This window comes from Cupriavidus sp. H19C3, from assembly GCF_049393815.1.
GTDB lineage: Bacteria > Pseudomonadota > Gammaproteobacteria > Burkholderiales > Burkholderiaceae > Cupriavidus.
This window is the reverse complement of sequence record NZ_CP184986.1, coordinates 712,459-738,867: the sequence shown is the minus strand read 5'-3', so window position 1 is coordinate 738,867 and position 26,409 is coordinate 712,459. Positions and strand designations below refer to the sequence as shown.

General features: G+C 67.3%; 22 protein-coding genes and 1 pseudogene. 11 read left to right on the top strand and 12 right to left on the bottom strand.

From position 1 onward, the window contains the following. Positions 1-86 precede the first annotated feature (86 nt). From DFLDMN_RS22825 to DFLDMN_RS22800, 6 genes and pseudogenes are all read right to left on the bottom strand, one after another. A pseudogene (locus DFLDMN_RS22825) lies at positions 87-953 on the bottom strand (LysR family transcriptional regulator); the annotation flags it as partial. A gap of 62 nt (positions 954-1,015) precedes the next feature. Further along, positions 1,016-1,858, bottom strand: a complete 843-nt coding sequence (locus DFLDMN_RS22820; RefSeq protein ID WP_423200149.1) for an EAL domain-containing protein — start codon at positions 1,856-1,858, stop codon at positions 1,016-1,018. A 139-nt stretch (positions 1,859-1,997) separates the two neighbouring features. Next, complete coding sequence (locus DFLDMN_RS22815) at positions 1,998-3,332, bottom strand: hypothetical protein (RefSeq protein WP_423200148.1); 1,335 nt, start codon at positions 3,330-3,332, stop codon at positions 1,998-2,000. Between the two features lies 1 nt (position 3,333). Beyond that, positions 3,334-5,073, bottom strand: a complete 1,740-nt coding sequence (locus DFLDMN_RS22810) for a hypothetical protein (RefSeq protein ID WP_423200147.1) — start codon at positions 5,071-5,073, stop codon at positions 3,334-3,336. Positions 5,074-5,290: 217 nt separating this feature from the next. Continuing rightward, positions 5,291-6,643 carry a DUF1501 domain-containing protein gene (locus DFLDMN_RS22805; RefSeq protein WP_423200146.1) on the bottom strand — a complete coding sequence of 451 codons (1,353 nt, stop codon included), beginning with the start codon at positions 6,641-6,643 and terminating at the stop codon, positions 5,291-5,293. Positions 6,644-6,755: 112 nt separating this feature from the next. Continuing rightward, positions 6,756-8,357, bottom strand: a complete 1,602-nt coding sequence (locus DFLDMN_RS22800) for a DUF1800 domain-containing protein (protein ID WP_423200544.1) — start codon at positions 8,355-8,357, stop codon at positions 6,756-6,758. A 403-nt stretch (positions 8,358-8,760) separates the two neighbouring features. On the opposite strand from DFLDMN_RS22800, the gene DFLDMN_RS22795 reads away from it, so the two are divergent. The 10 genes from DFLDMN_RS22795 (at position 8,761) to DFLDMN_RS22750 (ending at position 19,750) form a co-directional block, all read left to right on the top strand. Beyond that, entirely contained in the window at positions 8,761-9,855 is a 1,095-nt protein-coding gene (locus tag DFLDMN_RS22795) for a substrate-binding domain-containing protein (protein WP_423200543.1), read from the top strand. A 23-nt stretch (positions 9,856-9,878) separates the two neighbouring features. Next, positions 9,879-10,904, top strand: coding sequence for an ABC transporter substrate-binding protein (locus DFLDMN_RS22790; RefSeq protein ID WP_423200145.1), 1,026 nt, complete (start codon positions 9,879-9,881; stop codon positions 10,902-10,904). Positions 10,905-11,045: 141 nt separating this feature from the next. After that, entirely contained in the window at positions 11,046-11,864 is an 819-nt protein-coding gene (locus tag DFLDMN_RS22785; protein WP_423200144.1) for an ABC transporter permease, read from the top strand. A gap of 9 nt (positions 11,865-11,873) precedes the next feature. Beyond that, complete coding sequence (locus tag DFLDMN_RS22780; protein WP_423200143.1) at positions 11,874-12,770, top strand: ABC transporter permease; 897 nt, start codon at positions 11,874-11,876, stop codon at positions 12,768-12,770. After that, a complete protein-coding gene (locus tag DFLDMN_RS22775; protein WP_423200142.1) occupies positions 12,763-13,851 on the top strand; it encodes an ABC transporter ATP-binding protein in 1,089 nt (362 codons plus the stop codon). The genes DFLDMN_RS22780 and DFLDMN_RS22775 overlap by 8 nt, the downstream gene beginning before the upstream one ends. After that, the gene (locus DFLDMN_RS22770; protein WP_423200141.1) at positions 13,848-14,729 is read left to right on the top strand and encodes a phosphodiesterase; all 882 of its coding nucleotides are present in this window, start codon (positions 13,848-13,850) and stop codon (positions 14,727-14,729) included. The genes DFLDMN_RS22775 and DFLDMN_RS22770 overlap by 4 nt, the downstream gene beginning before the upstream one ends. A gap of 91 nt (positions 14,730-14,820) precedes the next feature. After that, entirely contained in the window at positions 14,821-15,516 is a 696-nt protein-coding gene (gene pepE, locus DFLDMN_RS22765) for a dipeptidase PepE (protein ID WP_423200140.1), read from the top strand. 213 nt (positions 15,517-15,729) lie between these two features. Beyond that, positions 15,730-16,359, top strand: a complete 630-nt coding sequence (locus tag DFLDMN_RS22760) for a response regulator (RefSeq protein WP_423200139.1) — start codon at positions 15,730-15,732, stop codon at positions 16,357-16,359. A 26-nt stretch (positions 16,360-16,385) separates the two neighbouring features. Next, a complete protein-coding gene (locus tag DFLDMN_RS22755; RefSeq protein WP_423200138.1) occupies positions 16,386-18,161 on the top strand; it encodes a hybrid sensor histidine kinase/response regulator in 1,776 nt (591 codons plus the stop codon). Between the two features lie 152 nt (positions 18,162-18,313). Then, complete coding sequence (locus DFLDMN_RS22750) at positions 18,314-19,750, top strand: aldehyde dehydrogenase family protein (protein ID WP_423200137.1); 1,437 nt, start codon at positions 18,314-18,316, stop codon at positions 19,748-19,750. Between the two features lie 159 nt (positions 19,751-19,909). Here the strand turns inward: DFLDMN_RS22750 and DFLDMN_RS22745 are convergent, their stop codons facing one another. The 6 genes from DFLDMN_RS22745 to DFLDMN_RS22720 form a co-directional block, all read right to left on the bottom strand. After that, positions 19,910-20,077 carry a hypothetical protein gene (locus tag DFLDMN_RS22745; RefSeq protein WP_423200136.1) on the bottom strand — a complete coding sequence of 56 codons (168 nt, stop codon included), beginning with the start codon at positions 20,075-20,077 and terminating at the stop codon, positions 19,910-19,912. 354 nt (positions 20,078-20,431) lie between these two features. Continuing rightward, a complete protein-coding gene (locus DFLDMN_RS22740) occupies positions 20,432-20,854 on the bottom strand; it encodes a VOC family protein (RefSeq protein ID WP_423200135.1) in 423 nt (140 codons plus the stop codon). Positions 20,855-20,906: 52 nt separating this feature from the next. After that, on the bottom strand, positions 20,907-22,022 hold the full coding sequence (locus DFLDMN_RS22735; protein ID WP_423200134.1) for an NADH:flavin oxidoreductase/NADH oxidase: 1,116 nt from the start codon (positions 22,020-22,022) through the stop codon (positions 20,907-20,909). 187 nt (positions 22,023-22,209) lie between these two features. Then, positions 22,210-23,439, bottom strand: coding sequence for a YbfB/YjiJ family MFS transporter (locus DFLDMN_RS22730; protein WP_423200133.1), 1,230 nt, complete (start codon positions 23,437-23,439; stop codon positions 22,210-22,212). A gap of 84 nt (positions 23,440-23,523) precedes the next feature. Continuing rightward, positions 23,524-24,123, bottom strand: a complete 600-nt coding sequence (locus tag DFLDMN_RS22725; protein WP_423200132.1) for a TetR/AcrR family transcriptional regulator — start codon at positions 24,121-24,123, stop codon at positions 23,524-23,526. Positions 24,124-24,217: 94 nt separating this feature from the next. Continuing rightward, positions 24,218-24,784 carry a cupin domain-containing protein gene (locus tag DFLDMN_RS22720; RefSeq protein WP_423200131.1) on the bottom strand — a complete coding sequence of 189 codons (567 nt, stop codon included), beginning with the start codon at positions 24,782-24,784 and terminating at the stop codon, positions 24,218-24,220. A 246-nt stretch (positions 24,785-25,030) separates the two neighbouring features. On the opposite strand from DFLDMN_RS22720, the gene DFLDMN_RS22715 reads away from it, so the two are divergent. After that, positions 25,031-26,383 (top strand): MFS transporter, encoded by a 1,353-nt coding sequence (locus DFLDMN_RS22715; RefSeq protein WP_423200542.1) that lies wholly within the window; start codon positions 25,031-25,033, stop codon positions 26,381-26,383. Positions 26,384-26,409: the final 26 nt, after the last annotated feature.

Here is a 26,409-nt window from a genome sequence, read left to right as displayed (position 1 = left end):
CGCTTGCGCGCGCCCGCTCGCGGCACGGCCGGCGTGGGGTCGGGCCGGTAGGGATAGCGCGCCTCCAGCGCCGCGAATTTTTCCTGCAGGAACGCGATCATGCGCCGTTGCCGCAGCGACGGATAACGGCTCTGCAGAAATACCAGCTGCACCGGCATCGGGTCGTGCGTCCAGTCCTGGAACAGGTGCACGAGCCGGCCGGCCTCGACATCGGCGGCGACGTCGAACCAGCTCTTGTACGCAATGCCGTGGCCGGCCAGCGCCCAGTCGCGCACGATGCCGCCATCGTCGCTCATGCGCCGGCTGCTGATTTCCACCTCGAGCAGGGTTTCGCCGGAGCGGAACGGCCAGCGCACCCGCGTCTGCCCGCCGGGACTCAGGCAGATCACCTCGTGCCGCTCCAGTTCGCTCGGATGGGTGGGTGTGCCGGCGCGCGCGAGATAGGCCGGCGCGGCCACCGCGACCCGGCGCAGCGTGGTCAGTTGCCGGCGCACCAGGCGCGAGTCCTCCAGCCAGCCAACGCGTACCGCAAGGTCGATATTGCTGCGATAGAGGTCCGTCATCGAATCGGATATCGCCAGCTCCAGCGAGACCTGCGGATGGAGGGCCAGGAATTCGTCGAGCCACGCGCGCAGCCACGAGCGGCCCATATCCGAAGGGGCCGATACGCGCAGCGGCCCGGCCAGCACCTCGCGATGCTCGGCCAGCGCGCCTTCGCCCTCCTCCAGCGCCGCCAGCGCGCGGCGCGCCGCCTCCAGGAAGACGCGCCCTTCCTCGGTCAGGCGCATGCGGCGGGTGGTCCGCGCGAACAGGCGCGCGTTGAGCCGTTGTTCGAGCCGGATCAGTGCGGCACTGGCGGTCGCGGCGGTACGGTCGAGTTCGCGCGCGGCGGCGGACAGGTTCTCCAGTTCCGCGGTACGCACAAACAGCCGGAGATCGTCGAGGGAATACATGGAATGGGCATACGCCAGCCGGAAACCGGCAGCCATTATCCCCGATCCGCGCGTGCGTGCCGTCAGCCGCCGGCGCTGGCCCGGCAGGGCGTGGAGGGTTCGGCGACGGCGTCGCCGGGCAATACCGCGATCGGTCCCGAACGCAGCGCCTGCAGCGATGCCTCGGACAGCGTCAGCGGGGGCTCGGCGGTGGGCCGCGCCAGCAGGTAGCCCTGCGCATAGTGGAAGCCGATATCGCGGCAAACCAGCAGGTCCGCTTCGCGCTCGATGCCCTCGGCGATCAACCCGGTCTTGCTGATGCTGCCCAGCTTGCACAGCGCGCGGAGCGCTTCCAGCTGGAACGGCGACTCGGCCACGCCGTCCACCACCTCGCGCGCCACCTTCACGTAATCGGGCTGCAGCTTGATCCATTGGCCAAGATTGGCATGGCCGGTGCCATAGTCGTCGAGGGCAAACTGCGCGCCGCGGCTGCGAATGCCGGCGATGGCCTCGGCCAGCGTCTCCAGCGAGCCCAACGGGGCCTGCTCGGTCAATTCGATCACGATGCGGGTCGATGGCATGCCCTGGCTTTCCAGGAATGCGCGCACCTCATGGCGGCTGTCGTCGATTTCGCGAATCGAGTCGGCGCTGTAGTTGATGAACAGCTTGCCCGGCAGCCGGGCGCGCATGAACGCGGCAATCGCGATGCGCGAGGCCAGCCGCTCGAGCCGCACGAGGCAACCCACGCGCGCGGCTTCCGTAAACAGCGCGACCGGATTCTCGAGCGCCGTGCCCGTGGGACCGCGTATCAGCGCTTCATAGCCAAGCACCTCGCCATTCGCGAGCGACCCGATCGGCTGGAACACCGGCCGCAGGCGTTGTTGTTCGAGGCATTCAGCAATGGTGGGCGTAGGGGATCGCGACAAGGCATGCACTCATACTGGCTGTGGATCGTGCTGTGGGCAAATGCCACTCCCACATGATGCTATCGGTCTTTGCGGGGGCCGTCTTGATATCCCACCGCCGTGGGGTAGACGTCACACGGCACCGCGGCCTTCGATTTGCCTAGAACTGGAAGCGGGTGATCGAGCAAAGCGCCCCTGCGCCGATCTCGCGCGTATCGTGCAGTTCCGATTCCTTGCCGAGGGCATCGAGCAGTGTCTGGCGCGGGACTTCGGTGTGGCGATCCTCGCTCCCGTGTACGTGATCCAGGGTGGAAAGCACCGTGATCAGCCGTCCTTTCATTGATTTTCCGCCGCGGGCGGCAAAGCCGTTCCACAGCGTCCGGGGGGTCGCGTTGCGGCTGCCGTGATGGCCAACCTTGTAGAGGCTGACATCCGCCAGACGCGCCACGGTGTTCGGATCCGACAACGCATACTGCCAGTTTTCGATCTGCGCGTCCCCCGGAAACAGCACGAATTTGCCCTTCACCTCAAATAGCAGGATCACGCTCGTGTTGTTCATCTGACCATCGAGGATGCGAACCACCGACAACAGGTTTTCGGCCTGCTCCCGTTGCGCCTGATACCGGTACCAGCGCATGTCCCACGGATGGCGGCTTTCCACGTATGCGGGAAACAACGCGGTCGTGGCTGCCTGTCCGGCGCGGGCAATGCGCCCGCGCCTGGCCCAGAAATCCGCGCGCGCCCCCATGAGTTGCCAGAACTCGTCGGCGTTGGTCTGGCTCTGCTTGCGTATGGCGGCGTGCTGCGTCAGGGTCGGCGGGCCCAGCACATGGGTCTTGACCCCCGGCAGGATCTTCTCCAGTCCCGACTTCTCGCCGGCATGGACATACCGGCTCGTGCGCCCCATGGTGCGCAGATTCTCCACCGCGTCGCGATTGGGCAGATCGTTGTCGTCGCCGAGGAACGCCAGTTGCGCCCGGATCGCATCGAGATGCGTGCCGCGCAGGCGCGCGCTCGCGGCTTTCACGTAACCGGCAAACCGGTTCATGTCGTCGAGCATGACCAGATGCGCGCGCGTCGCCTGGCGCGGCCGGTTCCGCGTCGCGCCGGTGGGCGCCGTCGCATCGGCCCGGGCGTCCGGATCCTCGGTCCACGGCTGGACCACGAGATCGGGCCGCAGCTCCCGGATGATTTGCCCCGGCCCTTTTCCGCCCGCGCGCGCGAAGCCGCTGATGTGGTCCTTGTGCCGGTGCGTCGCCACCACCGCGTCCAGCTTGCCCCCACACGCTTCCCCGATCGACCGGGCGATCTCGAGCAGGTGTTTTGCCATGTCCTTGCCCGCGGGCGCCCGCGTGGTACCGAAGTCGATCAGGATGTGCCTGACTTCCTGCGCATAGTGGAACGTCAGCAGGAAGCAGTCGCCGAAGCCCACGTTATAGCTGCGCAAGGTCAACCCGCTCGGGCCTGGCTTCGCGCCGGCATGCTTCGAGGTCATGCTACCAGCCTCCCTTCGCCGGAAATGCCGGCCGCAGTTCGCGATCGCGATGCATCGCCGCGATGCGCGCGGTGACGGATTGCGGTTGTTCGAAATGACCGTGATCCCACAGGCTTTGCAGCCGCTCGGTCTGCTTCGCGCTCGTCACCCCAGTGCCGACGTGAAACTTCAATAGTCCATACTCGTTGAAGACCAGGGTGCCGCCGCCGAACAGATGGATCAGCCTGGCGGTCGGCATGTCGGCGGGCCTCCTGATGCCGAGCGCGGCCAGCTCGCTCGCATAGACCGTCAATTGCTGGATATATTCGACCACCGTTTCCCGCAGGATCGTGTCGTCGTTGCCGACCCGTACCACCGGCCGCACCGATGTGACCCGCGTAAAGGCGTCCGGATGTATGCCCAGCGCCCGCTTGTTCTCCCACACGAAGCGGAACACCTCGACGGCGTCGCGCTGCATGCGCTCGAAATGCGTGCCCAGCAGGCTAAATTCGCTCGCGCGCGGCGGCTGCCACGCGCCATCGGTCCGGGTGTTGCTGGCGGGACCGACACCGAACGCTTCGAACGACGCGCGCAGCGTCTCGCGGTAGCGGTATTTGCCGTCGTTCGGGTGGAGTTGCATGTCCGCGGTCAGGACACCGCTGAGATAATCGCCGAAGGTCAGGTCGACGGGCGGCATATAGTCCAACGCGCGAATCAGTATGCGCAACAGATGCCTCGCCGCCGTGACGCCCTCCTCCACCACCACCGAGCGCGCCACCCCGCCCGGGCTCGTCCTGACGATCGGCCGCAGCCGGCTGACCCACACATCGAAGAACGCGTGCAGGACGATCGCAACCAGCAGCTCGCCGCGGTCATGCGCCTCCTGGAAGCGCTCGCTCCGATAGAGCGACGGGTCCGGCCTGATCTTGAGCGACGCGCGCAATGCGGATCCTGGCACGCCGCTGAGGGCCGCTCCCATCTGCTCCGCCAGCGTGGCGAAACGCGCGCCGCTCAGTTTCCTGGCGGTAAGATTCGCCACGGGGATCAAGCCGCCGGCCGCTGCCAGCGGCTCGAGCAGCCAGTCGATGATGGCATCGCGCTTGAAGACCGACAGCAGCGCGACGATATCCGAGTAGCCCTCGTGAAACGCCGCCTGGTCCGGCGACGATGGCAGCAGGTAATAGGGCCGCAGTCCATCGAGGAGCGCGTGCGTGGTTTCGTGAACGACGATGTCGTGCGACAGGCACGTGTAGACGGGATTGCCGCCGGCGTCGGGGAAATAGCCAAAGTTCAGGCTCTCGGACTCGCGCGAATAATAGGCGTTGGCGTCGGCAAACGCGTGCGGCGCCACCTTGATCTGGTGGCTCGGCATATCGAACCCCCAGGGCACCGTGCGTCCGAGCGCGCCTTCGAAGGTCTGCAGCGTCGCCATGGTAATGGCATAGACATTCTGCTGATGAAAATGCGGGTTGTTCACCAGCTTGTCGATGTCGGTCACGTCGACGAAGGGATCGGTGTCGAGGTCCTTGTCGCGGGACCGATAGAACGTGTCGCTGGAGGCGTCGTAATCGATCACATGGACGCGAAACCCCTTGGGCCCCCGCTCCATGCGTTCCGCCGGCAAGCTGACCGTGGTCGTCAGGGCCTTGCCGCCGGGGCCGAGGATGGCGGGATCCTGCGCCAATATGGTCCATTCCCGCATGGGGACGTCGTGCCTGACGACGTCATGCGCGCTACCGCTGGCGGATCGTGGCGACACCATTTGCGCTCCTCCCACTTATCCCGTTTGATCTGGTCAGGCGGCTGGGACTCGCTGTCGATGGCCTGCCGGCATGGTCGGGCGCGAGCGATGGCGACTACGGGCCAATTCAATCAGTTTTTGGCTATTCAAACAGTAAGGCAAGATCCGCACGGAGGTATCCCCCGGAAGTGGGGCCAGGGCCGACGCCGGGCCCCGGGGCGCGACCTTGGGCAAGTTGCTAGACCAGCCCCAGATCGCGTGGCCGCGTGCCTGGGAATACCTGCGCCAGCCGGCCTGCGTCGAGCCCGTACAGGCGCTGGAAGATCCCGCCCAGCAGCGCGCGGTAGTCGTTCAGCACGGGCCAGTCGCGGTCCTGGTTGAGGGTCGCGCGCGTGACCGCGACCTGTTCTCCGGCCAGGCGGCCGCCGCGTACGGTGCCGCCGGCGACCCAGTAGACCGTGCCATGGCCATGGTCGGTGCCGCGCGTGCCGTTCTCGCGAAAGGTACGGCCGAACTCGGAGATGGCCACCACGGTGGTCTGTCCCCACCTTGGACCCATTTCCTCGGCAAAGCCGGCCACGCCGCGGCCGAGGTTGTCGAGCAGGTTGGCCAGCTGGCCTTGCGCGCCGCCTTCGTTGACGTGCGTATCCCAACCGCCGACGTCGATGAAGCCGACATTGAAGCGGTCACGCATCAGGCCGGCCATGCGCCGCGCCTCCTGCTCGAAGCCGCGCGCGGATAACGAGCGGCGGTTGGCCGCCTGCATCTCCTCCATGCGGGCCGCCATCGCGTCCTTGCCGTCCTCGCCGTGCATGCCGCCCGTGGGGACCATGCCACCGCTGCCGGCCATCGCGGCCGGCCCGCGTCGCATCGCCTCGGCACGGTCGGCCACGGCCTGACGCAGCTCGAACCCTTCCGCGATCACGGACTCGAACCGTGTCCCCTCGTACATGCTGGCCAGCAGCCGCGTCTGGCGCGCATCGAAGGGCGTGCGTCCGGTACCCTTGAGCGAGACGTTGGGCACGTTGGCGGCGCCGCTCAGCACCATCGGCAGGCCATCGGTAAACGCCACCGGCGCGGCCTGCCCGCCCATCGCCTGTGCCAGACGGTTGAGAAAGCCGCTGCCGTGCGCGAGCGCCGCGGATGCGGGCGGCTGGCCCTGCGTTGCATCGGCAGGCGGCACGCCCGCTTCGATGCCGTCCTGCGTCTCGAAATGGCTGCGCGACAGATCATCGGTGCCGGCAAACGGCACAAAGGCGAGCTGGCCACGCTGCCACAGCGGCAGCATGGTCGCGCCGAGCGCGGGGTGCAACGCCCAGCCATCGGTGCCGAGCGACAATGCGGCCGCCGGATCGGCGGCATCGGCGGACGCCACCGGGCGGCGGATCGCGATATGGGGTCGGGCCGCATAGTAGAACTCGCTGCCCGCCGGCACCAGCACGTTGGCGGCGTCATAGCCGCCGCGCAGGAAGATCAGCAGAAAGCGTGCGTCGGCCTGCGCGGGCAACGCATACACGCGCGATGCCACGCCCGGTAGCGCCAGTGCGAGGCCGATGCCGCCCGCACGCTTCAGCCAGTCACGTCGTTGCATGGACTTGTCTCCTGCCATGATGGTGGTCCCTTCGCCGCTGCCCTTCGCTGTCGCCGCGCATCGCTTCCCCCTCGCCCGCGCCCCCCACCGCCGCCCCCCCAACGCCACCCCCTCACCGCTGCATCCACTCGGGCGAGCTCAGCAAGATGGCGTTCCATTCCGCGGGCGAACTCGCCTGTGCCAATGCCGCGCGCGTCGCCGGACCCAGCGTGGCCTCGATCCACGCGTGGAACAGCCGCTGGTCGGCCAACGGCTTCTCGCGCCGCGCCGCCGATCTGCCGTCCTCGCCGACGAACCATCGCGCCGGACTCGCGCCGAGCGCGCGCGCGATCTCGAAGCGCCGCATCATCTGCCCCGAACTGGACCACGCGCTCTCGGCAAGCGGATAGCCGTCCGGCGCCACGTGGCCATAGAGCGGCTGGCCAAGCTGGTTGAGCCAGTTCATGACCGGCCGCAGATTGCCGAGCATATGGCCGTCGTCAGCCAACCGCAGCGACGACAGCACGAACACCGTCGGGTCCTTGAACTTGCGCGCCGGCGAGCGCAGCACGGCGTCGAACTCGGGCGCCAGGAACATCGTGGTCAGGACCGCGCCAATATCGCCATCGCTACGCGTAAAGGTGGCGGCCATGCGATCGAGCAGCGCCGGCGGCGGATGGTCGGAGACGAAGTAGGCGGCCAGCCGGGCCGAGACAAAGCGCGCCGTGGCCGGGTCGCGGCACAGCATGGTCACCGCCTGCTCCACCTCGGCAAAGCCGGCCGGCGCGATGCGCTGCCCCAGCAGCGTCTTGGCACCGAAGTCATGACGATTCGGATTGAACTCGAACGCCCCGTCGGTCCGGTACCACGCCGCCCGCTGCGTCGCGAGGCGCGGCGGCTCGCCGCGTACGTTCACGCCCACACCGGTCAGCACGCGCGCGAGCTCCTGCACGTCCTGCTGCGAATAGCGCGAGCCGCTCGGGCCGCCGGCAACGCCGAGCGTATGGCGTTCCATCAGCTCGCGCGCATAGTTCTCGTTGATGCGGTTGACCGCGCTTTGCGCGTTATCGAGGTAGACCAGCATCGCCGGCGACGTGACCGTGGCCATCACGAGATCGCGGAATTTTCCCAGTGCATGGGGCCGGATGGCCCGCTCCTCATACTCGGGCAGCAGCCAGCGCACCTGCCCCTTGCCGGCATATACGTTGAAGTGATTGAGCCAGAACCACGTCATCTGCTCGCGCAACTGCGCCGGCGAATACAGCGCGCGTAGCAGATGACGCTCGGCCGTCGCGCGTTCCAGTTCGCGTCCCTGCCGGTTCAGGGCCTGGCGTGCCTGCTGCTTTTCGTCGGCATCGGTCAGCGCGGCGATGCGCTGCCGCTCGGCGCGCACCGCCTGGATGCGTTGCGCCCCGTCCTGTTGCCAGTCCGGCAGCGCGGCAAGCGCGGCCGCGAGTGCCGGCGGATCGGCCAGTGGCATGTCCAGTTGCGCCGCGAGATAGCGTTCGCGGCCGATTTGCTGCAACCGGGCGAGGCTGGCCTGGTCGGCGCCATAGCTGACGGTATTGAGCCAATGGAGATCGGCGGCGCGTTCGGCCGGGTCGGCTGGCGTGGCAACCTGGGCGCACGCCGCCAGCAACCCCGCGCCGAACAGTGACACCCACTGTGCCACCCGCAGCGACACCCGCGGCGGCCCCCACGCGCGCGCGCATGCCAACCGGTGCGCCGCCAGCATGACGCCAGGTATGGCGCGCCGCAAGACACCGGGCCTGGATAACCTGGACACCTGGGGTGACCGTGGGCCCGGCGCGGACCGTGTCGGGGAAAACCCTTGCCCGGAGCTTGCCATGCGGAATCCTTGTGCGCGGTTGGCATGCGTGCTTTGACGGCCGAGATCCCGATTGGTTGACCGGCGACGGCAGCCACGATGTTACGGATCGTTTCATCGACGCGCGTCGTGGCCGCGAAACAAACGTCAGCTAGCCCCTCGCGCCGTCACGGGCTTGTCACACAGCCGGCTCACAATTCGTTTCATACAGGCGCAAGACCTCGCACGACGAAGGAAAAACCTTGACGCCTGATTTTTAGGTACCAGAATGAAAACGATTTCATTCGGACCGCCACCCCCGCCAAGGAGCCTGCCGGTGAGTCGTCGCTCTTCGTCTCCGTCGTCGCGCATTGCCTCTGCCGAGCCTGGTCATGGCGTCACGCTGGCCGACGTCGCCCTGGCCGCCCACGTCTCGCTGGCCACCGCCTCGCGCGTCTTCAGCCATCCGCAACTGGTGCGCGAGGCTACCGCACAGCGCGTGCACGAGGCCGCGCAGCGCCTCAATTTCCGCCCCAACCTGCTCGGTGCCAAGCTGCGCGCGCAGCAGACGCGCATTCTCGGCGTCATGTTGCCCACGCTGGAGAACGCCGTGTTTGCCGAGTGCTGGCGCGGCATCGAGGAAGCCGCGCTGGCGGCCGGGTATTCCCTGATGCTGGTGACCAGCAACTACGACCCGGCCCGTGAGCGCGAACGCGTCGAATACCTGCTGCGCCATCGCGTCGACGGCATGGTGCTGACCGTGGCCGATGCCACCAGCAGTGCCGTGCTCGACCAGCTCGACCGCGAGAACGTGCCGTACGTGCTGGCGTACAACCAGGCCACGCCCGACGGTCAGCGCCATTCCGTGTCCGTCGACAACCGCACCAGCGCGTGCGAAGGGGTACAGGGGCTGATCGCCGCCGGACACCGGCGGATCGCGGTGGTGTCCGGTGCGTTCATGGCATCCGATCGCGCGCGTCAGCGTTTTGCCGGCTATGAGGATGCGATGCGCGCCCACGGCCTGACGCCGCTGCCGCCCGTCAACCTGCCGTCGCATACCGCCAGCAATATCGACCAGATCAACACCTTGATGCGGCGCGGCAAGGCGCCCACCGCGTTCTTCTGCACCAATGACCTGCTCGCCATCGGCGTGATCTCCGATCTCAAGCGCCTTGGCCTGCGCGTGCCACGCGATGTCTCCGTGCTCGGCTACGACGGCATCGCACTGGGCGCGCTGGTCGAGCCGCCGCTCGCCACCGTGGTCCAGCCCAATACCGATATCGGCATGCAGGCCGTCACCCAGCTGGTGACGCGCCTGCATACGCCGGACTCGCATGCGCGTGCGCACGTCACGCTGCTGCCGCATGGCCTGCGCGTCAGCGGCACCGTGGCCGCGCCGCCCGCCTCCATCCCAGTCGTGCCATAACCCATCCAACGAGGGAGCTTTCCATGTCTACCAACTTCTCCTGGCACCGTCCGCTGCGCTGGCTGGCCGCGGCGCTTGCCACCGCCGCCTTCAGCCACGGTGTGGCCGCGCAGACCGCCATCTGCTACAACTGCCCGCCCGAATGGGCCGACTGGGCAGCGCAGATCCGCGCCATCAAGGAAAAGACCGGCGTGACCGTGCCGCTCGACAACAAGAACTCGGGCCAGTCGCTGGCCCAGCTGGTGGCCGAGAAGGCCAGCCCGGTAGCCGACGTGACCTATCTCGGCGTGACCTTCGGCATCCAGGCCAAGGCCGCCGGCGTGACCGCGCCGTACAAACCCGCGCACTGGAACGAAATTCCCGATGGCCTCAAGGATCCGCAGGGCAACTGGTTTGCCATCCACTCGGGCACGCTCGGCTTCATGGTCAACGTGGATGCACTGCGCGGCAAGCCGGTGCCGCAGTCGTGGGCGGACCTGCTCAAGCCCGACTACAAGGGCCTGATCGGCTATCTCGACCCGGCCAGCGCCTTCGTCGGTTATGTGGGCGCGGTGGCCGTGAATCAGGCCATGGGCGGCACGCTCGACAACTTCGGTCCGGCCTTCAAGTACTTCAAGGACCTGCAGAAGAACCAGCCGATCGTGCCCAAGCAGACCGCCTACGCGCGCGTACTCTCCGGCGAGATCCCGATCCTGCTCGACTACGACTTCAACGCCTATCGCGCGAAGTACAAGGACCGTGCCAACGTGGCCTTCGTGATTCCCAAGGAAGGTTCGATCGTGGTGCCGTACGTGATGAGCCTGGTCAACAAGGCACCGCATGAAGCCGAAGGCAAGAAGGTGCTGGACTTCGTGCTGTCCGACGAGGGCCAGGCCCTGTGGGCCAATGCCTATCTGCGTCCGGTACGCGCCAGCGCGGCGATTCCGAAGGAAGTGCAGGCGCGTTTTCTGCCCGCCAGCGACTATGCACGCGCCAGGCCGGTGGACTTCGGCAAGATGGCCGACGTGCAGAAGGGCTTCAGCGAACAGTACCTGAAGGAAGTGCGCTAAGCCGGCGGCATGCGGCCGCGGCGCGTCTCCCGTGCGACGGGACACGCGCCGCGCGCCGGCCGTATGGTTGCGCCCGCCACGTTGCGCCATGGACGCTGTGCAACGGAAGCCTGTCCACCACCGTCCGCTCATGTCACTGCCATGACCCAGCGATCCCCCACACTCTTCCTGTTCGCGCTGCCGGCCCTCGTGGTCTTCGTCGCGTTCTTCTGCCTGCCGATGGCACGGCTGATCGAAGTCAGCCTTACCGGCCAGGAGGGCGCCGCGGTCTACTGGATCGTGCTGAGCAGCCCGCGCTACCTGCATAGCCTGATGGTGACGGTGCTGCTGTCCGCCACCGTGACCCTTGCCACCCTGGCGATCGCGGGGGTGGCCGGTACCTTCCTGCAGCGGCACGCGGTGCCCGGCAAAGCGGTGATCGTGGCCATGCTGACGTTTCCGCTGGCATTTCCCGGTGTCGTGATCGGCTTCATGGTGATCATGCTCGGTGGCCGCAATGGCCTGCTGGCAATGGCCGGCGATGCCGTGGCCGGCGAGCGCTGGACCTTTGCCTATGGCCTGGCCGGCCTCTTTGTCGGTTATCTGTATTTTTCGATTCCACGCGTGATCCTCACCGTGATGGCGGCAGTGGAGAAGCTCGACCCGTCGCTCGAGGAAGCCGCGCGCTCGCTCGGCGCCGGACCCTGGCGCGTGGTGCGCGACGTCATGCTGCCGGCGCTGATGCCAGCCATGCTGTCGAGCGGCGCGATCTGCTTTGCCACCAGCATGGGTGCGTTCGGCACGGCCTTTACGCTGGCCACGCAGCTCGATGTGCTGCCGCTGACCATCTACAACGAGTTCACCAACTACGCCAATTTCGGCATGGCCGCCGCGCTGTCGATCGTACTGGGCGCGGTCACCTGGGCCATGCTCGCGGTGGCGCGCTGGTTCTCGGGCGACGCCGTCGCCGCCACGGCCTAGGAGCAAGACATGGCAACTTCCCGTCGCGGTACGCAATACTGGATGCAGTTCGCGCTGACCCTGGCGCTCTGCCTCTTCATGACCGTGCCGGTCGTGCTGTCGGTGCTGGCCGGCCTGACCAACAACATCTTTGTCGGCCTCTCCAGCGGGCTTACCACGCGCTGGCTGCTCGAAGTCTGGTCGCTCTATCGCGGCACCATCTTTCTTTCGCTCGGCATCGCGCTCGCGTGCCTGGCCTGCACGCTGGTCATCGGCGTGCCAGCCGCCTACTACATGGCACTGCGCCGCAATCGCATGACGCGCGTGATCGAAGAGTTGCTGATGCTGCCGGTGGCGGTGCCGGGCCTGGCCACCGCGCTGGGACTGATCCTGCTGTACGGCGGCTGGCAGGCGCTGCGCACGAGCTGGGTGTTTATCCTGATCGGCCACGTGCTGTTCACGCTGCCGTTCATGGTGCGCTCCGTGCTGGCGATTCTCGCGGCCATCGATATCCGCACGCTCGAAGACGCCGCCGCCAGCCTCGGTGCCACGCGCCTGCAGCGCTTCTTCACGGTGGTGCTGCCCAACTGCAGGCAGGGCATCCTGGCCGGCGCGCTGATGGTCGTCACGCTGTCCGTCGGCGAGTTCAACCTGACCTGGATGCTGCATACGCCCACCACGCAGACGCTGCCGGTGGGCCTGGCCGACAGCTACGCCTCGATGCGGCTCGAGATCGGCTCCGCCTACACCATCGTCTTTTTCGTCATGATCATTCCATTGCTCGTTGCCATGCAGCTGATGTCCGCCGCCAGCGCCCGCGCGCGCCGCCACGCCGCCGCATCCGTCGCCGACGCGGACGAACCCGCCCTGCCGCTTGCGGCGGCTGCCTCGCACGCCCCCACTGCCGCGGAGACCCGCCATGCATGAGCCGACCACGATCCGCCTGCGCCACTGCGCCAAGACCTTTGCCGATGGCACGCGTGCGCTGGAGCCGCTCGACCTCGATATCGCCGCGGGCGAAACCGTGGTCCTGCTGGGCCCGTCGGGCTGCGGCAAGACCACCACGCTGCGCATCATCGCGGGGCTCGAGGCACCCGATGCCGGCGGCGAGGTCTGGTTCGGCGAGCACCGCGTGACCGACCTGCCGATCGAACGACGCGGCGTCGGCATGGTGTTCCAGAGCTATGCGCTGTTTCCCAACATGACCGTCGCCGAGAACATCGGCTATGGCCTGCGCGTGCGCAAGGTCGATGCCGCCACGCGCAAACGCCGCATCGACGACATGCTGGCGATGATGCATCTGGGGCCGTTTGCCGACCGCCGCGTCGACCAGTTGTCCGGCGGCCAGCGCCAGCGCGTGGCGCTGGCGCGCGCGATTGCCGTGCAGCCGCGCGTACTGCTGCTGGACGAGCCGCTGACCGCGCTCGACGCCAAGCTGCGCGACGCCCTGCGCGCCGACATCAACCAGCTGCTGCGCAGCCTCCATATCACCGCGATCTACGTTACCCACGACCAGGCCGAGGCGATGGCGCTGGGCGACCGCATCATCGTCATGGACCGGGGCCGCATCGCGCAGGCCGGCACGCCCCACCAGATCTACCGCGCGCCGGCCAATGCCTTCGTCGCCGACTTTATCGGCACCATGAACCATCTGCCCGCCACGGCGGAAGCCGGCCAGTGGCGCGTGCCGGGCGGCAGCGTGCCGATGGGGCCGCCGACCGACCAGACGGTCAGCGCGGACGCGCGCCTGATGTTCCGTCCCGAGGATGTCGCGCTCGCGTCGCCAGAACACGCCCATGTGGAAGGGACCGTGGTGACCGCGCTTTTCCTCGGCAATCACACCCGCGTACTGGTGGACGTGGGGGCGCCCGCGCCCCTGATTGTCGACACCACGCGCCGCGATGGCTGGCGCGCGGGCGACCGCGTCGGCCTGCGTATCGATACCGATCACCTGATCGCGCTGTCCGCTTCCTCCGCTTCTTCCGCTTCTTCCGCGCAGGCCGCATGATGCATTCCTCCGACACCCCCTACCTGCTCGCGCAGCTCACCGACCTGCATATCAAGGCCAACGGCAAGCTGTCGTATCGCATGGTCGATACGGCGGGCGCACTGCATCGCTGCATCGACGCCCTGCTCGACGCGCCGCAACGGCCCGACGGCGTGATCGTCACCGGCGATCTGGTCGACTTCGGCAGCGCGGACGAGTATCAATACCTGCGCACGATCCTGCAGCGTCTGCCGATGCCGGTCTGGCTGCTGCCGGGCAACCACGATCATCGCGCCACACTGCGCCGCGTGTTTGCCGACCACACGTATCTGCAGGGTACGCCGCTGCTGCCCGGCGTCGCGGGCCACGCCGATCCCGATGCGCCGATGCACTACGTGGCCGATGCCGGGCCGCTGCGCCTGGTCGCGTTCGACTGCACCGTGCCCTACAAACCGCACGGCCGCGTGCTGGCGGAAGGGGCCGCGTGGCTGGACCGGACCCTCGCCGAGGCTCCCGACCGGCCCACGCTGGTCATGCTGCACCACCCGCCGTTTCATACGGGCATCGGCCATATGGACGCGCAGGGGCTGGAAAACAGCAGCGCGCTGGAAGCGGTGATCGCGCGCCATGCGCAGGTGGAGCGCGTGGTCTGCGGCCATCTGCACCGCCATATCGTCAGGCGCTTCGGCGGCACCATCGCGGTCACGGCGCCGGGCCCGGCCCATCAGGTCGCGCTCGACCTCGCTCCCGATGCGGCCTCGCGCTTTCGCATGGAGCCGCCCGGCTATCTGCTGCACTGGTGGCATCCGGCGCACGGGCTGGTGACCCATGCGGCGGCCAGCGGCGACTACGGCGCCGCGCACCCGTTCTTCGACGCCGACGGCAAGCTGATCGACTGAGGCGCGCTCCGAAGCTGATACCATCGCGCCCTTGTCCCGAACTTAGTCTTGGACCCGCGTTCCGCTCATCGGAACGCGGCCCGCCTGCCTCATGGAACTCCTGCTGCTCAGCAATTCGACCTCCGACGACGGATACCTGGTCCACGCCATGGACGCCATCCTGGAACTGGCCGACGGCCGCCGCGACGCGCTGTTTGTCCCCTATGCCGGCGTGACGCGCGGCTGGGACGACTACACCGCGCAGGTGCGCGAGGCCCTTGCGCCGGCCGGCATCGCCGTGCGTGGCCTGCATCGGGAGGCCGCCCCGCTGGCCGCGATCGAAGGCGCCGAATGGCTGGTAGTCGGCGGCGGCAACACGTTCCGCCTGCTGCAGTGCCTGCGCCAGCAGCAGTTGCTGGCGCCGATCGCCGCGCGCGCGCGCAGCGGCGCCATGCGCTACGTCGGCTGGAGTGCCGGCTCGGTACTGACCTCGCCGACCATTCGCACCACCAACGACATGCCGATCGTCGATCCGGGCGGCCTCGATGCGCTCGGGCTGGTGCCGTTCCAGTTCAACTGTCACTACTTCAACCTGGTGGTGCCCGGCTTCCGTGGCGAAACACGCGACCAGCGTCTGGCCGAATTCACGGTGCTGTCGCCCGAGATGCCGGTGCTCGGCCTGCCGGAAGGCGACTGGGTGCGGGTCTCGGGTGACACGATGGCGCTGCATGGGCCACATGGCGCGCGCTGGTTCCGCGGCGCGCAGACCTGGGATACCGCAGCGGGGACGCTGGCATTGCCGGCCTGAGGGATCGGCCCGGCGCGCGCACAAAAAAAATACCCACAGCCGGGTGGAGTGGGTATTGGAAGTGGTATGGACAAGTCGCGGAATTCGTCCACGTCGGCATCGTGGCATGCGCTCCGGCAATCGCCAATAATCTTTCCGGACTACCCCGTAAAGTTGCATGGACATTCCACCGGGAATCTAGTCAAATCTGGTGTCAGTCTCTCTGCACTTCCCATGCCGCCCGCCCGCATCCTCCTGATCGATGACCACACGCTGTTCCGTACGGGACTGCGGCTGCTGCTGGCCGACAGCCCCAACGTGGCTTCGATCCACGAGTCGGGCGCCGTGATGGACGCGGTCCAGCAGCATGCCGACAAGGACGTCGACATCGTGCTGCTCGACATCCAGATGCCCGGCATCAACGGCATCGAAGGCGTCAAGGTATTGCGCCGCCATTTTGTCTCGGCGCGCATCGTCATCGTCTCGGGCACCTCGGGGCTCGATGCGATTCCGCCGGAAGCGCGCAGGGACATCGCGGGCTTCCTGTCCAAATCGGCCGACGCGCGCGAGATCGAGGAAGCCATCGTCTGCTGCATGTCCGGCGGCACGCATTTCTGCCCGAGCGGCTGCGCCACGACGGAAGCCGCGGTCTACCAGGCCAGCTCGCTCACGCCACGCCAGCTGGAGGTCCTGAGCCAGTTGAACCTCGGCCGGTCCAACAAGGTCATCGCCCATCATCTCGGTCTCTCCGAGAACACCGTCCGCGTGCACGTCGCAGCGATCCTCGATCATCTCGGCGTAGTCAGCCGCGTCGAAGCCATCCTCGAAGCGCAGCGCCGGGGGCTGGTGCAGGCGCAGCGCTAGCGGTCCGCGCCCCTTCTCCCGGCCGCATGTCGATCCCCGTCCTGCCGCGTTTCGACGAACCCCGCCTGCTGGCGGCGCAGATGGAGCTGATCGACCAGAGCTTCGGCATTGCCATGCTCGGCTGCTCGCTGGCGGCCATCTTCCTGGCCAGCGGCCTCACCATCACCGGCGGTCATCCCGGCGCGTTGCCCTGGGCCGCGGCCATGGTCGGGCTCTGCACGATCGCCTATTTCGGCCGCTATCTCATTCCCGAGCGCCTCAGCGAGGCCAACGCCGGCCGCTACGCGCGCGGCATGACGGCGATGCTGACCATGATAGGCAGCCTGTGGGGTCTGGTCGCCTGGCTCTATCTGGACGTGCGGGCGCCGGCGGTGGTGATCTGCGTCCTGTCGCTGATCGCCGGCATGAGCGCGGCGGCGCTGGCCGTGTTCTCGGCCTGCCTGCCGGTGGCGATGGGCTTCTTTATCCCGGCCATCCTGCCGGTATGGATCGTCTTTCTGTTGACGGGGGACCTCGCCTATCTGCCGATGTTTCTCGGCACGCCGCTGTACCTGGTGGTGCTGATCATCTTCGCGCGCAACTATGCGCGCGTGGCGCGGCATGCCATTGCGCTGCGCTTCGAGAACGTCGAGCTGATCTCGCAGTTGCGCCAGCAGACCGCGCGCGCCGGGCAGGCCCAGCGCGAGGCCGAGGAAGCCAGCCGCGCCAAATCCGTGTTCCTCGCCTCGGCCAGTCACGACCTGCGCCAGCCGCTGCATGCGCTCGGGCTGTTCCTGATCTCGCTGGGACGCACCAATCTCGACGATCGCCAGCGCCAACTGCTCGCGCATATCGAAGCGTCGTCCGGGGCCGCGCGCGAGATGCTCAATACACTGCTGGATTTCTCCAAGCTCGAGGCCGGCGTGGTCACGGCGCGACCGCGGCCGTTCCGCCTGCAGCCGCTGCTGCACAAGCTCGAGAACGAATTTGCGCCGCAGGCCAATGAACGCGGCCTGGTGTACCGCACCCGCGATACCACCGCCACGCTGTTTGGCGATCCCACGCTGGTGGAGCTGATCCTGCGCAACCTGATCGCCAATGCCATCCGCTACACCCGCAGCGGCGGCGTGCTGGTGGCATGCCGGCCGCGGCGCTTCCATGTGTCGATCGAGGTCTGGGATACCGGCATCGGCATTCCACCCACGCACCACGCCGAGATCTTTCGCGAGTTCCACCAGCTGGGCAATCCCGAGCGCGACCAGCGCAAGGGGCTCGGACTCGGGCTGGCCATTGTCGAAGGGCTGGCACGCACGATGCAGACCCGCGTCTCGCTGGCATCGCGCCCTCACCGTGGCTCCGTATTCCGCCTGCGCCTGCCGCTCGCCTGGATTGCCGCGGAGGAAACCCAGCTGCCACGGTCGGCGATGCGGCTGGACGGCCTGCGCGTGCTGGTCATCGACGACGATGCCGCCATCCGCGAGGCGATGTCCGGCTTGCTCGGCGTCTGGCATTGCGTGTGCCAGACCGCCGAGTCGGAGGAAGAAGCGCTGGCCGCGCTCGACCACTTCACGCCCGACCTGATCCTCGCGGATTACCGGCTGCGCGGCCATCGCACCGGGCAAGAAGCGCTTGCCGCCATCCGCGAACGCGTGCGCCACGACTTGCCGGCGATCATCATTACCGGTGACACCGCAGCAGACCGGTTACGTCATGCCCATGCCGGCGGTACCGCCCTGCTCCACAAGCCGGTGGTCCCCGGCGAACTCCATGCGGCCATGAGCGCGCTGCTGCGGGATGCGGAATGGATCGGCGCGGAACAATAAGCCCGACCCGCACTCATGCACCGAAAGCATGAATCGATCATTCCTATTAATTGGACTTAGGTAGGTCACAGACCCACACTGCAAGCAAAGCGGGCAGCTAACCGGCCAACGCTCGCGTCATTATGTTCATGACTTGCAGCGAGGAGACGACGATGGATCTGCCGACGCATGACTTGCTGATCGACGGCAAGCGCCTGCCACCGACAGGTGGCAACTACTCGACCGACATCAATCCCGCCGACGAAGCGCCGCTGGCCCGGGTGGCCCAGGGCACGGCAGCAGACGTCGATCTCGCCGTGCAGGCCGCGCGGCGTGCGCTCAAGGTCTGGAACGGCATGCGCGCGGCCGAACGCGCGCGCATCCTGAACCGTTTTGCCGATCTGCTCGAAGCCAATGCCGAGGAACTGATCACGCTGGAAAGCCTCGATGGCGGCAAGCCGCTGGCCAGCGTACGGCGTCAGGATGTGCCGGCCGTGATCGACACCGTGCGCTACTACGCCGGGTGGTGCGACAAGATCCATGGCAGCGTGATTCCCGCGCGCACCGATGCGCTGACCTACACCGTGCGGGAGCCGGTCGGCGTGGTGGCCGCCATCGTGCCGTGGAATTTTCCGCTCATGATCGGCATGTGGAAGATGGCACCGGCCCTGGCCTGCGGCTGCACGCTGATCGTCAAGCCGGCCGAGATCACGCCGCTGACCGCACTGCGCGTGGCCGAACTGGCGCTTGAGGCGGGCCTTCCACCCGGGGTGCTCAATATCGTCACGGGCAAGGGCAGCGTGGTGGGCAATGCGCTGGTCGCGCATCCGGGTATCGACAAGGTGACCTTTACCGGCTCGCCAGGCGTGGGGCGCGGCATCATGCAAGGCGCGGCCGCCAACTTCAAGCGCGTGACGCTGGAGCTCGGCGGCAAGTCGGCCAACGTGATCTTTGCCGATGCCGACGTGGATGCCGCCGCGCGTGCCGCGGCCTCGGGCATTTTCTTCAACGCGGGCCAGGTGTGTTCCGCAGGCTCGCGCATCCTCGCGCAGCGGCAGATCTACGACGAGGTGGTCGAGCGGCTGGCGGCGCGTGCCAGTGCGATTCGCGTGGGCGATCCGGCGGCGCCGGACACCACCATGGGTCCGGTGGTATCGGCGGCGCAGATGAAGACCGTGCTCGACTACGTGGAGATTGGCAAGCGCGAAGGGGCCAGCGCGGTGGTGGGCGGCACGCGCGTGGGCGAACGCGGCTTCTATGTGGCGCCGACCGTGTTCGCCAATGTCGAGCACGAGATGCGCATTTCGCAGGAAGAGATCTTCGGCCCGGTGGCCAGCGTGATTCCGTTTGACGATGAGGACGACGCGATCCGCATGGCCAACGGCACCGCGTTCAGCCTGGCCGCGGGGGTCTGGAGCGCCGATATCGCGCGCGTGCACAAGGTGGCCGGCGCGCTGCGCGCGGGTACCGTATGGATCAATACGTACGGCTATACGGACGTGCGGCTGCCCTGGGGCGGTGCCGGCGATTCGGGCCTGGGGCGCGAACACGGCGATGCCGCCATCGAGAACTTTACGGAACCGAAGGCGATCTGGCTCGCGCTACGCTAGACGGCAGCGCCAGCGGCAAGGCTGGCCGGCGGGCTCGCGCCGGCCTTGGGCCCTGCTTCAGGATCCCGCTTCAGGATCCCGCTTCAAGGTCCCGCTTCAGGGTCCCGCTTCAGGATTCTGCTTCAGGGCTCTGCTTCAGGGCTCTGCTTCCGCCCGCCCTCAGCCGATCATGCGCATCGGCAGCAGCGCATACACGATCGTCAGCACGCCCACGATCGCCGGCGAGGCGTATTTGAGTGCGGCGCACTGAGCCTGCACGCCCAGATAGGCGTACATGCAGACCAGCACCATGGCACAGGCAAAAACAAGGCCGTCATAGACTTGCATGGATGTCTCCCAGAGTTCGTTCTTACGACTACTTCTGTGATGCTTGCGGGCTTGCAGGGGCGCCCGTCTAACTGCCAACGCGATGTCTATGCGACAAATGGTCGCGGACTCATGAATCCAAAACAATCATGGAAATCCCTTCATAAGTTGACATTTGCGCCATGCTGCAACGCGGCACCGATGCCGTTTGTTGCAGAGCAAGGGACCGCCTTGCACGACGCGCAAAGTCAAGGAATAAAAGTACCGCGAGGATGCATCAATGCCCATGCGGCGCCGCGCCATGGCGGCGCAGGGGAATGCAGGAAAAAGGTGGAACGCGCGGGCGAAAGCGCTGGGGAAAAAGCGTGGACCGGCTCAGTCCCGCGGCAGGAGCGCGGGATTCCAGGCCACTTCCCACAGATGCGCATCGGGGTCCTGGAAATAGCCGGCATAGCCGCCGTAGAAGGTATCGTGCGCGGCCTTCACGATGGTCGCGCCGGCGGCGCTGGCCTGGGCCATGACCGCATCGACTTCCGCGCGCGTATGCACGTTATGCGCAAGCGTCAGGTCGGTCGGCGCGGCCGGAGATACCGGCAGGCCCGTATCGTGCGCGAGGCTCGCGCGTGGCCACAACGCCAGCTTGAGACCTGGCTGCAAGGCGAAGAAGGCCACGGCACCGTGCTCGAACTCCTTGCCGACGATGCCGTCCGTATGGAGTCCGAGCCCGTCGCGATAGAAGCGCACCGCGCGCTCCAGATCGTCGACACCCAGAGTAATCAGCGTGACATGTGGCTTCATGCGGGTCTCCCTGGTGTCGGCCGCGACGGCAAGGTGTGCGAGGTCTCGACGATTATCGCTGGCCGAAGTGCGCGTCCTTGAACAGGTGTTCCAGGCCGCGCGGCTGCGAGCGCCAGTACTGCCTGGGCGCGTCGACCGATGCGCCCAGCCTGGCGGCGGCGTGCCACGGCCAGCGCGGGTCGTACAGCATCGCGCGCGCGATCGAGATCACGTCGGCTTCGTCGTTGGCGATGATCGCCTCGGCCTGCTCCGGCTCGGTGATCAGGCCCACGGCAATCGTCGGCAGGCCCACCTCGGCCTTGACGCGCTGGGCATACGGCACCTGGTAGCCGGGGCCGAGCTTGATCGCCTGTTGCGGCGACACGCCCCCGGTGCTCACGTGCACGGCGGCGCAACCGCGCGCCTTCAGGGCATGCGAGAACGCGATGGTGCCATCGATATCCCAGCCGTTCGGCACCCAGTCGGTCGCCGAGACGCGCACCCAGACCGGCCTGTCGGCCGGATACACCGCGCGCACCGCATCGAACACTTCGAGCGGAAAGCGCATGCGGTTTTCCAGGCTGCCGCCGTATTCGTCGGTCCGCTTGTTGGCGAGCGGCGAGAGGAACTGGTGCAGCAGGTAACCGTGCGCGGCGTGAATCTCGATACCGTCGATGCCGAGACGCGCGGCGCGCACGGCGGCTGCGACAAAGTCCTCGCGAATCTTGTCCATGCCGGCGCGATCGAGTGCTGCCGGCGGTACCTCGCCTTCGGCATGGGGTACCGCCGAGGGTGCCACGGTCTGCCAGCCGCGCGGCTGGTCCGGGCGGATCTGTGCGCCGCCTTCCCACGGGGCCTGGCTCGATGCCTTGCGGCCCGCGTGCGCGAGCTGCATCGAGATGGCCATCGGGGAATGCTGCCGGATCGCCTTCAGCACGCGCGCGAGCGCGGCTTCGTTCGCGTCGCTGTAGAGGCCGAGATCATCGGGCGTGATGCGCGCTTCCGGCGAGACCGCGGTCGCTTCGATGATCATCAGACCCGCACCGGACAGTGCCAGATGGCCCAGATGGATCATGTGCCAATCGGTGGCCGATCCTTCATCGGCCGAGTACTGACACATCGGCGCGATGGCGATGCGGTTGGCAAGCTTGAGGTTGCCAATCGCGTAGGGATCGAAAAGATGACTCATGGGGTTCCTTCAGATGTCGTTGCACCATGCGGGGGCACCATCGCCACCCGGCACGAGGTGGAATCGGGGCGGGAATCGCCTCGCCGCCGATTGTAGTAGCGCACGGAGATATCCGCTTTCCCCTACCCACGTCTGGGACATCCACGCCGATTTCGGCCATCCGGTTCGTGACCAAACCAGCGAAGGCTTATCGATGGCCCGCATCCCGCACCAGGAAATCGGCCGCGAAGGCGATCGCCAGCGCCACCGTGCCGCAGGCGAAGATCAGCGCGTAGTTTTCGTGCGTATGGGCAAACAGGTACGAGTAGCCGTATCCGCCCAACGCCTGGAACAGCGCGAAAGCCGTGGTCGTGCGGCTCCAGGCCACCCGCTGGGCGGCAGGATCGTGCGGCATCATCGACTGAATGCGGCCCAGCACGATGGGTACGATGCCAGGCGTCAGCGCGCCCAGGACCACCGTCGCCACGATCAGTGCGACCGTGCTGCCCGAGAGCGCGAGCCAGCCGATCGCCAGCGCCTGCAGCGCCAGCGACAGCCGATAGCCGCGCCGATATCCCATGCGTTGGGCGAGCGGTGCGCTGAGCAGCGGCCCGGCGATGGCAGCCACGCCGTAGAGCACCCAGTATTGCGCGCCAACATCGGTGCCCTGGCCGAGGCCACGCGCCACATAGTCGACCAGCAGCACCATCACCGGCACCAGCCCGAGCGCGTTGGCCGCGTACTGCACCGCGAGAATGCGCAGCGCGGGCCGGTGCGAGCGCAAGGTCGACGCAGTGGCCGCGGGGTCGGCATGATGCACCGTGCCGGCCGGCGCATCGGTGGCGGGCCAGCCGAACCAGCTCCCTGCCGTCAGCAACAGCGACAGCGCGCCGAGCCCGAACCACGTCTGCTGCAGCCCGAACTTCAGCAACTGCGGCACCACCGTGCCGGAGGCAGCGATGCCGAGCCCGAGACCGAGGAAGATCATGCCGCTTACCAGCCCGCGACGCGCCGGTGCCACGTGCGGCAGGATCGCCGTCGCCACCAGCACCATGATCGCGCCACCGGCGAGGCCCGACAGAAAGCGCCAGACAAAGTACCAGCTGACCGACAGCGGAAAGGCGCAGGCAAAGAACGCCGCGGTCGCCATCAGCATCAGCCATCGCAACGCATGACGATTGCCGAACCGCGCCGCGATGGCGCGGCCATAAATCGCACCGGCCAGATAGCCGGCGAAGTTGGCCGCGCCGAGCGTGACCGTGTCAGACGCCGAAAACCAGTGCTCATGGATCAGCGTGGGAATGAGCGGCGTATAGGCAAAGCGCGCCAGGCCAATGGCAACGAGACTGGCGCATAGCCCCGCCAGCGCGGCATACAGTGTGCGCGCGTCGAGCGGCGCCGGTCGCGCGGCCGCCATCGCGGTGGCTTCTTGTGACATGGGAAGACTCCTGGGCATGCAAGCTGCCTCGCCCGGGCACGAAGCATCGTGCAGGCGGCCAGCAATCAGTTGGAAAAAGGGAAATCAGTCGGTGGGCAGGGTCAGCCCCAGCATCGCCAGTGCGGGTCGGGCAACGGCTTCCAGCACGGCGCGCTCGGGCTTGACCCGGGCCAGCACGCGGACGCCGATCTGCGTCGCAAGCAGGCTGGTAGCGGCATCTTCGGGCGACGACGTGGTCACCACCTCACCCGAGGCGAGGCCCGCGCGAATGCATCGCTCGAAGAACGCGCGCAACTGATCGAGCTCGGCCGCGATCAACTGCTGGAATTCCGGATCGTCGCTGGTGGCTTCCAGCGCGGCGTTGATCAACATGCAGCCGCGATGCTCGGGATCGGCCATCGACCGGTCGATGGTTTCCGCGACGTAGCCCGCGATCGCCCGGCCAGGAGATTCCGTGGCTTCATGGCGCCGGATCCGCTCGCGCATGCTGCTGTCGAGATAATCGTCGAGCGTGCGCAGGAACAACGAGCGCTTGTCGCCAAACGCGTTGTAAAGGCTCGGCTGCGTCAGCCCCATGGTTTGGGTCAGCTCACGCGTGGAAGTCGCCTGATAGCCCTTGGCCCAGAACAGGTCCCGCGCGGCGGTAAGTGCTGCGTGCTCGTCGAATTGGCGTGGTCTGGCCATGGCAACCCCTGCGTTTTGTATCACTCTGTATAGAACAAGGTGGATTATAGAGCGACTGATACAAAACGCAAGGAAATCTGCAAACCGGCCGGGGCTATAGCGACAGCGACATCAGCACCAGGGCCGCCGAGGACGGCCGGACCCGCAGCAGCCGCATGAGTCGCGGCGACGCGGCGCGCCCACGCAGCCACCGCCGCAGGCGCCCATCCAGATTGATCCGGGCGAGGACCCGGGTTGCCAGCCGCAGCCCGAACGGCACCTCACGCCGCAGGAACGCGACCTTCCGCACGTAACGATCGACCTCCCAGAACCAGGTGGAATGCGCGGGAAAATAACCAATCGAGCCTGCCGTCAGCGTGTGGGTCTGCCCAAGTGCATCGGTAACCCTGACCTCGCCTTCCAGGATGTAGACGGTCTCGTCCATCGTGTAATGCCACTCGAACGTGCTGCGCGTGCAGTCCCAGACCGCGGTACACGCGAAACTGTCGAGCGCGGTGGAATGATCGCCGCACCGCGTTACCGGCTTGCCACTGCGGATCCACGCCGGTCTGATGGGGCTGGGCCGCATCGGCACGGCATCGGTCCGGTCGAACGCACCCGCGTCGCGCAGGCTCGGCGGGACTTCGCCGGCAGGGTCGGCAGACGGATGTTGAGCGCTCATTGGCGTGACTCCTCTCTGTTTCACTGACCAGAGAGGTTAGTGACTGCAAACCCGCAATTCCGTGCGCAAGCGGACAAAGTGACGCCGGCAAGGGTGGGCTGGGACACGTTGCGCGCGCCGCTTCCCCGGTTTTCCCGCGAGCACATGGCGCCCCGCTCGACGACAGTGCCGGCTAAGATGTCGCGAGGAGCCATTCCATCCATGTCCATCCCCCCACCCATTGCCGTCGCAGGCACGCACCCCCTCATGGGCGACCGTTCCGACCTCACCACCTTGCGCCCCCCTTCTCCCGCCCCGGTTTCGCTGGAAAATGCCCTCCAGGCGGCCGGGGTCGGCAAGTTTCAGTACCGCCTCTTCGTGATCTTCGGCCTGGTATGGCTGGCCGATGCGATGCAGGTGCTATCGATCGGCTTCAGCGCGCCGTCCATCGCCAGGACTTTCGGCATCACGGTGCCGCAGGCGCTGCAGACCGGCACCTTCTTTTTTGTCGGCATGCTGATCGGGGCCTTCGTGTTCGGCCGCCTGGCCGACCGCATCGGCCGGCGGCCCGTGCTGATGATGGCGGTGATCATCGATGCGCTGTCCGGCATTGCCTCCGCCTTTGCGCCGGACATGGCCTGGCTGCTGGCGCTGCGCTTCCTGACCGGAATCGGCGTCGGCGGCACGCTGCCGGTCGACTACACCATGATGGCGGAATTCCTGCCGAGCAACCGGCGCGGGCGCTGGCTGGTTCTGCTGGAATCGTTCTGGGCCCTCGGCACCATCTGCCTCGCCCTGCTTGCACTGGCGGCGCTCGCATACGGCGACCAGGCCTGGCGCGTGATCTTCCTGGCGACGGGCATCCCCGCACTGATCGGCGTGGTCCTGCGCTTCCATATCCCCGAGTCGCCGATGTTCCTCAACCGCAGCGGCAAGTCCGACGCAGCTCGCAAGGTGCTGGAGCGGGTGGCCCGGACGAATGGCAGGACAGTCGGGATCCCGCCGCTGCAGGCCGATACGGTCGAGCCGAAGTCGGTCTTCGCGCTGTTCTCGGGCAGCTTCCGCCGCCGTAGCATTGCGCTGCTGGCGGCCTGGGCGCTGATCTCAATCGCCTACTACGGGGTGTTCGTCTACCTGCCGATCCGGCTCGGCGCCGAAGGCTTCGCGTTCATGCGCGGACAGGTGTTCCTGGTGGTGCTGGCAGTCGTCCAGTTGCCTGGCTTCGCCCTGTCGGCGTATGGCGTCGAACGCTGGGGCCGCAAGCCCACGCTGGTCGGCTTCCTGCTGCTGAGCGCGGCCGGCTGCATGCTCTACAGCCTGGGCAGCACGCCCACGGTGGTGGTCGGCTCCACCCTGCTGATGAGCTTTTCGCTGCTGGGCACGTGGGGCGCGCTGTACGCGTTCACCCCCGAGGTCTACCCGACCGACCTGCGCGCCACGGGCATGGGTACGGCGGGTGCGGTGGCCCGCTTCGGCGGGCTGTTTGCGCCCGCCATCATTGCACCGGTGATGGCCACGCATTTCACGCTGGCGCTGGCGATGATCTCGGGCATGCTGCTGGCGGGCGCCTTTGCCATCGGCGCGGTCAATGTCGAGTCGAGAAACCGTGCGCTGGACTGAGCGCGCGTGCCCTCCCGCCGCCGGGC